The organism is Gemmatimonadales bacterium, assembly GCA_036279355.1.
Taxonomy (GTDB): Bacteria; Gemmatimonadota; Gemmatimonadetes; order Gemmatimonadales; family GWC2-71-9; genus DASQPE01.
This window is the reverse complement of record DASUJH010000010.1, coordinates 1-10,036: the sequence shown is the minus strand read 5'-3', so window position 1 is coordinate 10,036 and position 10,036 is coordinate 1. Positions and strand designations below refer to the sequence as shown.

Here is a 10,036-nt window from a genome sequence, read left to right as displayed (position 1 = left end):
ACTCCTCGCAGCCGTCGGGCGTGCGGGGGGAAACGTCGCGGACCCGGTCGAGGTGGGTGCATTGAGTCGCCATGGGGACGCGCTCCGAGCGGATCGAGGGATTGTTGGGGCGAGAGAAAACGGGGAAGCAGCATGCGCGGGTGGACACGGTGCGGCGGTGATCCACGTCACCACCGCACCGCCTCGGGCTTCGTCGCAGGTTACGGCTCGGAATCCGGCTGCGACGTCACTGCCGAGTCGGCCACCACCGGGATCGAGTCGCTGGTGCTGTCGCGCGTCATCTCGCTCTCGGCGCTGTCCTCGACTTCGCCGGCGCTGTCGAGCGCGCCGCGCCACTCGTCCACCTGCGCTTTGAACGCGAGCGCCAGCGCATCCAGATCGAGCGCGCCGAAGCTCGGCTGGTCCTCCCGCCCCTGGACCCGGCTCAATCCGACCGACGCCTTGGTATAGCCGCTGTCCGCCGCGAGCGCAGTTTCGTAGGCGCTCGCGGCCGCGCTGAAGTAACCGGCATGCTCCAGCGCCTGGCCGAGGTTGTTCTGGAACACGGGCGAGTTGTCCCGGATCCGCGTCGCGGAGACGAGCGGCGGGAGCGCGTCGCCGGCCTGGCCTCGATCAAGATACAAGAGGCCCAGGTTGTTCATCGCCCACGCGTCACGCGGGTCGAGGGCGATGGCGTGGTGGTAAGCCCCCACCGCCGAGTCGCTCTCGCCGAGGAGCGCGTGTGCGCGGCCGAGCAGGCGATAGGCATCGTTCGACGAGCTGTGCACAGTGAGCGCCGTGTTGAGCCGGTCGACCGCTTCCTCCGCGCGGCCCAGCTCGATCAGCACGCGGCTCGAGTTGAGCAGGCTCTTCACGTGATTCGGGTCGAGCGCCAACGCCTCGTCGAAGGCGTGCAGCGCCTCGCCCTGGTTGCCGGCCTTCCAGGCGGAGAGGCCGAGCATGTAGAAGCCCCACGGATTCTCGGGGTGACTCTCGGTGTATCCGGTGAATCCGTCGGTCGCCTCGGTGTAGTGGCCGGCGTGGAACGCCGCCTCGGCGTCGTCGTAGGTCATCGCGGGCGCGGATGACGGCGGAGTGGCGACCACAGGCGTGCCCGAATCCATCTCGGCGGCAGGCTGGGCCGACACGGCGGCGCTCGGACGCACCGACGCAGCGGCGGTCGTGGTGCGGGTGACATCGGTGCCCTCGGACCCGCCGCAGGCGAGCGCGAACAGCACGAGCGGCGAGACGGCGAGCGAGTAGCGGGCCCTCTGGTTGATGGACATGGTGTTCTCCTCGGGTGTGGCGCCGGTGGCGCGCTGGTGGTGAACGACGGGCGCCGGAGGAGAAGGCAGGGGCGGGGCCAGCGATGCGGGCGGGGGAAAGCGGCGCGGCAAGATCCAGGCGCCACGCGAGTTGCGCGCGCCAGAGCATGCGCGGCGCGATCGTCGGGTGAGCGGTTGGTGTTCGCGTGGACACGAAGGACGAAGGGCCCGCGTGTCCCAGCAGACACGCGGGCCCTTCGTCGCTCCCGCCTCAACCCACCACGATCGTTCCCGTCATCCGCGGGTGCAGGGCGCAGAAGTACTCGTAGCGCCCCGGCGCCTTGAACGCGGTGGTGTACTGATCGCCGGTGTCCAGCACGGGTGAGGGGTCGAACCGCTTATCCGCGCTCACGATCTTGTGCGGCACGTCATCGTGGTTGGTCCAACTCACCGGAGCGCCCGGGGCCGCGGTGAGCGCCGCCGGCGTGAAGCTGAAGTTGTCGATGCCGATGCCGCCCGGTGCCGTCGTTCCGCGCAACATGCCGCCGCGCGCGCCGGTGTCCGATGCCGCGGCGCGGGCTGCCGGCGCGGCGCCCCCCGACGATGGCGCGAGCGGCGAATCGATCACCGCCAGTCCCTCATGCCCCCGCACGAACTCCGCGCTCGCAATCCCGAGCAGGCTCCTCAAGCGCCCCGGCTCCACGGTGAGCGGGCCGGGCGACGGCGCGGTGCCCGGCGCCGGCTGCGGGAACGCCGTGGACTGTGCCGTGTGGAACCGGATGCTGCCCTCGACCTTCTGCAGCACCTGGTGAATGTGCCCGTTGAGCACGGTGACCGAGCCAAAGCGGCGGAGCAGCGCCAGCGCCTGCTCGCTGTCGTCGGTGCCCCAACCCCAATCGGGATAGACGCTCCAGAGCGGGATGTGCGCGAACACGACGATGGGCGTGCTGCTCGAGAGTCCGCGCACGTCCTTGGCGAGCCAGGCGAGCTGCTCCGGGCCGAGCGCGCCGAGGCCGCCCGCCTTGAGGTTCACCACGTTGACGAGCCCGATGAAGTGCACGCCGGTGTGATCGAAGCTGTACCAGCCGCTGCCCTTCGTTCCCTTGCCGTAGCGATCGAGGTACTGCCGCCCGTCATCGGTGAGTACGTCGTGCTCGCCGGGCACGTAGAACACGCGCTCGGTGCGGATGCCGCGGATCACCTGGTCGGCGGTGTCGAACTCGCTCGGCTTCGAGAGCTGGGAGATGTCACCGGTGTGGAGCACGAAGGCGGGGCGATGGGGAAGCGCGTTCACCCGGCCCACTGCTTCCAGGAGCGTCGCGGTGACGTCGTGATTGGCTTCCTTGCTGAAGCCGATGTGGCTGTCGCTGATCTGCGCGAAGAAGAGGCCGCCCTTGAGGCGGTCGGGCAGGCCGAAGCGCCGGACGGCGCCGAGGCTCACCGACGAAAGCACGCCGCCGTTCACCGCCCAGAGCATGCCGGTGCCCGCCCAGGCCATGCACGTTAGGAATCCGCGGCGATCGACGCCGTCGTCGTTGTGGTCATGCTCGAGATGCTGGTCCATAGGTCGCTCCCGGAGACGGGTGGTGGTATCGTTGGGCCTGAGACTCCGGGGCAGCGGACGATATTCCCGGAAGGACGCCGGGAATAATCCACGATCCGGCGCGGTCCCATGGCAGTGCGCCACGAGAGCGGCCAAGTGGAGATGCCGGTGAATCCGAGCCCGCCAAGCGGTTACGAGCAGACGGTATTGCCACACCTCGATGCGGCCTACGCGTTGGCGCGTTTCCTCGTGCGCGACGACCACGATGCCGAGGACGTGGTGCAGGACGCCTATCTCCGCGCGCTGCGCTACTTCGGCAGCTATCGCGGGGGCGACGCGCGCACCTGGCTGCTCGCAATCGTGCGCCGCACGTGCTACACCTGGCTGCGGCGGCGGCGGGTGCGGTCGCTCGACGCCGAGTTCGACGAGCGGGTACACGGGGTGGATGCCGCCGGCGACGATCCCGCGACGCTCGCGACGCGAGGCGCGCTCAAGGACACGTTGCTCGAGGCGGTGGAGCGGCTGCCGGTCGAGTTTCGCGAGGTCGTGGTGTTGAGGGACATCGAGGGTCTGTCCTACCGCGAGATCGCGCAGGTGGCCGGCGTGCCGGTGGGCACCGTGATGTCGCGGCTCTCGCGGGCTCGGCGGCGGCTGCATGCGGCACTCTCGCCCGCGGACCTGGAACGGAGCTGATCATGGAGCCGTGCGGCGGACTCGCACTGCAGTTGACCGCCTACGTCGATGGCGAGCTCGACAGCGTGGCGGTGGCCGGCGTCGAGGCGCACCTCAAGACGTGCGCCGCGTGCGCGGCCGAGGTGGAGCGCGAGCGGCAGGTGCACGCGGCGCTCCAGATGCACGTGGCGCCGGTCCGCGCACCGGCGCACCTGCGCGCCGGCATCGTGGACGCCGTGCGCGACGCGCGGACCGTCCGGACCGCGCGCGCGCCCGGCATGGGCCGGCTCGCGCGCTGGGGGGCGATGGCGGCCGTCATCACGCTCGCGGCGGCCGGCGGGTACGTCGCGGGCGGTCGCGGGTGGAGCGCGCAGGCAATCGCCGGCCGGCGCTCGGACCTGCTCGCCGACGAGCTGCTCGCCGCGCACATCCGCTCGCTACAGCCGGGGCACCTGACCGACGTCCCTTCGTCGGAACACCACACGGTAAAGCCGTGGTTCGCCGGGAAGCTCGACTTCTCACCGCCGGTGCCGTCGCTCGATTCGCTGGGCTTCCGGCTCCTGGGCGGCCGGCTGGATTACGTGAACGACCATCCCGCCGCCGCACTGGCGTACGCCCGGCGGCAGCACATCATCAATCTCTTCCTCTGGCCGGCGGATTCTACTTCGCCGCCGAGAGAGGAGACGGCGCGCGGATATCAGTCGGTGCACGGCGCCGCGGGGGGCGCCGCATACTGGGCGATCTCCGACCTCAACGCCGCCGAGCTGCGCCAGTTCGCGGAACTCGTGGCCGCGCGAATTGCACCGACGAGCGCGACACCAGCGCAGCCCTGAGCGCAGTGCCGGCCGAGCTCATCGCGGCGCGCGCGCTCAGTTGTGGCCGAGCGGGTACACGCTCAGTCGGTTCGCGTCGTTCTCAGGTACGACGAGCCAACCCCGCGTGTGGTCGGCCACGAGATCAGCCGGCGCTTTGAGGCCCGAGACGAGTTTGATCGCCGTGCCGCCGGTCGCGCGCAGCACGAGCCAGAGATCGCCGCCCTTGTTGTCGGTTACGTAGAACGCATCCCGCCCCGCGGCCTCGATGCCGTCGGGGCCGCCGAGCCCGTGCGCCAGCTCGCGCCAGGTGCCGTGGCCGTCGGTTACGGACAGCACGCCGCTGTTGTACCCCACGACGTACGAGGTGTCGCGGCCGCCGCGGAAGATGCCGTTCGCGCTGGAGACGGCGCGGGCGGTATCGCTGCCGGGCAGCACGGCCACCGGCCGTCCGGGCGTCAGCACGAACACGGCGCCGCCTCCGGCCGCGGTCGAATCGCCCGTGTCGCTCACGAGCAACGTCCCGTGTGAACCCGGCGCCAGGTCGTTGAGGAAGTGCGTGGGCCGCGGGAAACTCTTTGCGGGGTAGACCAGCTCCGCCTTCCCTTCGCGTATCCGATACACGCCCTTGCGATCAGCCGCCCAGAGGGTGGATCCCACGAACACGACGCCGCACGGATCGTCGAGGCCGCGAGCGTAGATCGCGCGGGTGCCCTTGTCGGGGTCGATGCGGTACACGGCCCCATCTCCCGCAACGCCGAACTTGCCGAACGAGCTCACGTACCACGCGCCGTCGGGGCCGACGGCGACGCTCTCGGGCGCGGGGATCGAGTCAATGGTCTTGAGCCGCGCCTGGAACGAGGGCGACGCTTGAGCGGCCGCAGACGACGCGGCGGCCGACATCACCGCGCAGGCGGCGAGGAAGACGGGCAGCGGCTTCATGGGGCTGATTCCAACCTCCGGGTTGTGGATTCGCTACCCGCGCCGAATGTCCAGGCGCCGCATGATCTTGAGCAGGCTCGCGTGGTCGGCGAGGCCAAGCTCCTGCGCGGTGCGGGTCACCTGCCAGTCGTTTCGCTCCAACGCCTCGAGCACGATGCGCCGCTCGGCCTCGGCGCGGAGATCGTGGAACGAGCGCGCGCCGTCGGGCGCGGGCGCCGTTGCCCGGCCGGTACCCGCCGCGCGAATCTCGGCCGGCACGTGTTCGGCGCGGAGCACGTCACCATCGGCCGCGATGACCATCCGCTCGACCGCGTTCCGAAGCTCGCGCACGTTGTTCCGGCTCCAATCGTAGCCCATGAGGCACTCGGCGGCTTCGCCCGCCAGGCGTTTGGGTCGGATGCCGAAGCGCGTGCAGATGCCTTCGAGCAGGTGGGCGGCGAGTTCGGGCACGTCGGAGAGCCGGTCGCGGAGGGGCGGCGCGCGGAGCAGGTGCACGTTGAGCCGATAGAAGAGATCGTCGCGGAAGCGGCCCGCGGACACCTCGGCCTCGAGGTCGCGGTTGGTGGCCGCGACCACGCGCGCTTCAACCGCGATGCTGCGCGTCGTGCCGAGGCGGGTGACGGTGCGGTCCTCCAGCACGCGGAGCAGCTTGGCCTGCGCGGCGAGCGGCAGCTCGCCCACCTCGTCGAGCAGCAGCGTGCCGCGCTCGGCGGCCTCGAAGGCGCCGCGCCGCGAGCCGGAGGCGCCGGTGAAGGCGCCGCGCTCGTGGCCGAAGAGCTCGCTTTCGACAAGCGCCTCCGGCAGCGCGGCGCAGTTCACCGCGAGAAAGGGCGCCGACGGATGCGGGCCCAGCCGGTGAAGCTCGCGGGCGACCAGCTCCTTGCCCGAGCCGCTCTCCCCCAGCACGAGCACCGGCGTGGGGAACGGTGCGACCCGCGCGACGGCTGCGCGCAACTCGCCGATTGCGGGGCTCGAGCCGACGAGCGCGCCATCGCCGAGCTGGCGGCGAAGGATGCGCACCTCGGCACGAAGCCGGCGCCGCTCGAGGGCGCCCTCGACCTCGCGCACGACGCGCTCCATCGGCTCCGCCTTGTCGATGAACCCGGCGGCGCCGAGCCGCACGGCCTGGATGCAGCGGTCGTAGTCGCCGGTCCCGGTGTACACGATGACCGGGATCTCGCTGCCGCGGCGCTCCAGCTCCCGCAGCACGGCAAAGCCGTCCATCCCCGGCATCTCGAGATCGAGGATGATGCAGTCGACCTCGTCACGCTTGAGCAGGTCGAGCGCGGCGGCGCCCGCGTCCGCCACCAGGGTGTCGTAGCCGCCCAGGCGACGCAGATCGTAGGCATACTGCTCGGCGAGCGGGCGGATGTCATCGACGACGAGGATGGTGGTCATCTCACGCTCCGAGCGGCCGCCCAGGCGGCAGCTCGACGGTGACGCGGGAGCCGGCACCGGGCTCGGTCTCGATCCGCAGCGTGCCGCCCAGGTCCTGCACGAGGCGGCGCACAATCGAAAGGCCGAGACCCGTGCCGTCGGGCTTGGTGGTGTAGAAGTCGTCGAAGGCATGCTCCAGCTCGGCGCGCGTCATCCCCCGGCCGGTATCGGCGACGACGAGGCGGATGGGCGCTGGCGCACGGTCGCCCGTCGCGATGGCGGTCGACACCGTCACGCACGGACCGGTGCCCTCGTTGGCGCTCTGGCCGTCCAGGCTCTCGATCGCGTTGGTCACCAGGTTCTCGGCGATCCGCCGGAGCACCACCTCGTCGGCGGCGACGCGCGGCAGGTCGTCGGCGAGAACTGTGCGGAGCTCCACCGCCCGCGCTGCATCAACCCGCGCGCCCTCGGGCCGGGCCGACGCATCGCGCACCACCTGGCGCACGACGGCGTTGAGGTCGCAGGGCTCGCGGTCGAGCCGGGGCGAGAGGCGGGCGTAGTTTCGCGCGAGGGTCTCGAGATAAGCGACGCTCGCCTCGAGCGTGGCCTTTCGCTCCTCGAACACGCGGGCGAGCGAGGCCGGCTCGTCGCGCGCCACCTGCGCCAGGTGGCGGAGCACGTGCCGGATGGGGGTGAGCCCGTTCTTCACGTCGTGGTTCACCTGCCGGGCCACGTCGCCCATGGCCGCGCGGCGCTCCACCTCGCGGAGGCGCGCGGTGCTCTGGCGGAGGCGCGCGGTCATCTCGCCGAGCAGGCGGGAGAGGTCGCCGATCTCGTCGGGCCGGTCGCTCGCGAACTCCGCGTCGAGGCGGTCGAGGTCGAGCGTCGAAGTCTGATCGGCGAGCTGGCGAAGCGGGCGGCTCACCCGTGCGGCGAGCCACGCGGCGGCAAGCACGGCGACGGCGCCGCTCAAGGCGAGCGCCACGAGCGCCCAGGCGTCAACGCTTCGCCCGAGTGCCGCGAGCGCGCCGGGCGCCTGGATGACGGCGAGGTGGGCGACGGCGGCGTCAATCCCCGCCCTGTCGGGCGCGGACACGGAGGGCGATGCGGGCGGATCTACCTGCGCGGCGCCGGCGGTGAGATCGACAAAGGGAATGGGGAGGTCCGCCACCGTTCGCCCCGTGCGCAAAGCCGCCGAATCGGCGTCCGGGAGCACCAGCCGCACTGCGAGGTCTCCCTCCGCGCCTAGCCGCGCAAGCCCCGCGCTGTCGAGCGGAAGGCCGCCGACGAGCGAAAACGCGCGGCCGCCGATCCGCACCGAGTCGACGCGGGCGAGCGCGAGCACCGGCGCATCCGCGGTGCGCGCGCGCACGAGCACGACCGAGTCGTGCCGCGCCGCGAGGAGGCGCGGCAGCGCCGGCTCGACGCGGTCGTACTCGTTGCGGAAGTGGCCCGAGCTCAGGATCGTGCCGGCGCTGTCCTGGACGCGAAGCATGGCGAGGCCGGTGAGCCGCATCGCGTCTCCCGCCCAATCGAGGAGGTAGCGGCGCTCGACGGGGCTGCCGCCGGAGGCGGAAACGCCGGGGGCAGCAATGGTGGCGCGAAGCTCGTTGTCGCCGGCCATTCGCTCGCGCAGCGCGGCCAGCCGCCGGCCGGCCGCGCCGCTCCGGGTGGCGAGGTCGTCACGCAGCACGGCGAGGAGCGAGGCGACGCGGCGGTCGTCATCCGCCGCGAGGCGGCGAGTCATCTCCCGGCGCACGCCGAGGGCGAGCAGCACGAGCGGAAGCGCCACGGCGGCGAGCAGTGCGGCGAACAGGCGCGCGCGAAACGTCATGGCGTGGCAACGTCGCTGTCCGGAGGAACGCCGGCCGCCGTCCAGCGGAGCGTGCCGTCGGCATCGACCGTGGGCATCGGCGTGCCGCGGCGGATGACGGCGTGGGCGCGGACGTCGATAAGTGGCTCAACGGAGAAATCGGGCGGCGCCCATGCGGCGGCTGCGCTGCAGAGGGTCTCGGGGCGGTGCGGAAGCGACAACACCGCGCCGGCGGCGCTGCCCTCGCGCACCGCGCGCGCCAGCGCGTCCGGTTCCACGCCGACGGCCCTCGCATCCGGGCCGGCGCGGCCGAGTGCCACGAGCCGGGCAGCGAGGTCGCGCGCAACGGTGTCGCCGCGGGCGTAGAGGATGCGCGGGGCGCGCGGCGAGGCGGCGGACACAGGCGCCTTGGAATGCGCGCCCGACGGGGTGCACGCCAGCGCGGCCGAATCGGAGTCGGCGGCGCGGGCCTCGATGCGAACGGCGTCCCGCGCGAGACCGGCTCGAGTCTCGGGCGTGAACGGCGCCGCCGCCGGTGAGCCCGCGTGCGCCACGAGCACGTAGGTGCGGTCCCAGGGGAGCGCCACCGTTTCCAGGGCCGCGCGCGATGCCGCATAGGCGAGCACGGCTGGATCGTCGGTGAGGAGGACGTCGGCGCCGGCGTCGAGGAGATCGCGCGGGTCCGCGCCCAATGCGAGGATGAACCGCAGAACCGGCAGCGCGGAGTCCGCCTCGATGGGGCGGGCGACAAGCTGGCGCTCCGGCGCGCGGCCGGCGTCGATGGAGTCGATGACATAGGGCCCGGTGCCCACCGGCCACGCGCCGCGGCCCGCGCGTGTGGCTGCGAACCCCAACCCACCAAGCCCAGCCGGGCCGGAATCGTGGGCCGCGGCGGCGGGCAGCGCCACGGCGATGCGCCGATCGCCGAGTGCGGTTGCCGCCTGGGCGATGGGGGCCACGGCGGTCGCGCCAAGAGGAGTTGCCGCGCCGGCCACATCCGTCCCACCGCGCTCCCGCCACCCTGCCACGACCTCGGCGGCCGTCACGGGCGCGCCATCGGCAAAGTGCGCGTCAGCCGGAAGCGTCACCATCCATCCGGGTCCGCCATCCTGCGGCGACCAGCTCACGCCAAGCGCGGGCTCGAGCACGCCGCGGCAATTCGTCCGTACGAGCGGCTCGTAGAGCTGCGCGAACACGAGCCGCTCCGCGCGGTTCGCCGGGACGGGCGCGTCGGCCGGATTCACCGGCTCGGTGAGCGCGATCGTGATGGTGTCACGCCGCGCACCCTCGGGCTGCGCCAGGAGACATGCGGTCGGCGGGCCCATCGCGGCTCCCGGCGCCGCAGCCCCGGGCGCAGCGGGCGGAACGCCCGAAGATGGAGGCGTACCGGCCCCCGGCGCGCACGCCAGCGAAAGGGCGGCCAGCCACCGCGCCGCCCGCGCCGCGCGGCCTCGGCTCTCGACGCCCCGGGATGTCAGTGGCATACTTCAACTCTACGCGCGCCCGCTCGATTTCCGGCGTCGCCTTCCACATCGAACGAATCCGAACCTTCTCATCGCCCACCACGGGCGAAGGAGCCATCACCATGACGCAAGCAACGCAGCCAACGCCGAGCAGCGCCGCGCGCACGCCG

Annotated in this window: 8 protein-coding genes; 2 read left to right on the top strand and 6 right to left on the bottom strand. The window is 72.3% G+C overall.

What is annotated here, in order from left to right; translation table 11 throughout:
* Window positions 1-200: 200 nt before the first annotated feature.
* Both VFW66_02460 and VFW66_02455 read right to left on the bottom strand, forming a co-directional pair.
* Window positions 201-1,265 (bottom strand): tetratricopeptide repeat protein, encoded by a 1,065-nt coding sequence (locus VFW66_02460; protein ID HEX5385544.1) that lies wholly within the window; start codon window positions 1,263-1,265, stop codon window positions 201-203.
* A gap of 250 nt (window positions 1,266-1,515) precedes the next feature.
* Window positions 1,516-2,808 carry a metallophosphoesterase gene (locus tag VFW66_02455; protein ID HEX5385543.1) on the bottom strand — a complete coding sequence of 431 codons (1,293 nt, stop codon included), beginning with the start codon at window positions 2,806-2,808 and terminating at the stop codon, window positions 1,516-1,518.
* A 108-nt stretch (window positions 2,809-2,916) separates the two neighbouring features.
* On the opposite strand from VFW66_02455, the gene VFW66_02450 reads away from it, so the two are divergent.
* Window positions 2,917-3,480 carry a sigma-70 family RNA polymerase sigma factor gene (locus VFW66_02450; GenBank protein HEX5385542.1) on the top strand — a complete coding sequence of 188 codons (564 nt, stop codon included), beginning with the start codon at window positions 2,917-2,919 and terminating at the stop codon, window positions 3,478-3,480.
* Between the two features lie 2 nt (window positions 3,481-3,482).
* Complete coding sequence (locus VFW66_02445; protein HEX5385541.1) at window positions 3,483-4,292, top strand: anti-sigma factor; 810 nt, start codon at window positions 3,483-3,485, stop codon at window positions 4,290-4,292.
* Window positions 4,293-4,328: 36 nt separating this feature from the next.
* On the opposite strand, the gene VFW66_02440 is transcribed toward VFW66_02445, so the two are convergent.
* Genes VFW66_02440 through VFW66_02425 form a run of 4 tightly spaced genes read right to left on the bottom strand, consistent with a single transcriptional unit; the run spans window position 4,329 to window position 9,728 of the window.
* Window positions 4,329-5,213 carry a hypothetical protein gene (locus tag VFW66_02440; GenBank protein ID HEX5385540.1) on the bottom strand — a complete coding sequence of 295 codons (885 nt, stop codon included), beginning with the start codon at window positions 5,211-5,213 and terminating at the stop codon, window positions 4,329-4,331.
* A gap of 33 nt (window positions 5,214-5,246) precedes the next feature.
* On the bottom strand, window positions 5,247-6,611 hold the full coding sequence (locus tag VFW66_02435) for a sigma-54 dependent transcriptional regulator (protein HEX5385539.1): 1,365 nt from the start codon (window positions 6,609-6,611) through the stop codon (window positions 5,247-5,249).
* A gap of 1 nt (window position 6,612) precedes the next feature.
* A complete protein-coding gene (locus tag VFW66_02430; protein ID HEX5385538.1) occupies window positions 6,613-8,424 on the bottom strand; it encodes a HAMP domain-containing sensor histidine kinase in 1,812 nt (603 codons plus the stop codon).
* Window positions 8,421-9,728 (bottom strand): ABC transporter substrate-binding protein, encoded by a 1,308-nt coding sequence (locus VFW66_02425; GenBank protein ID HEX5385537.1) that lies wholly within the window; start codon window positions 9,726-9,728, stop codon window positions 8,421-8,423. The genes VFW66_02430 and VFW66_02425 overlap by 4 nt, the downstream gene beginning before the upstream one ends.
* Window positions 9,729-10,036 lie beyond the last annotated feature (308 nt).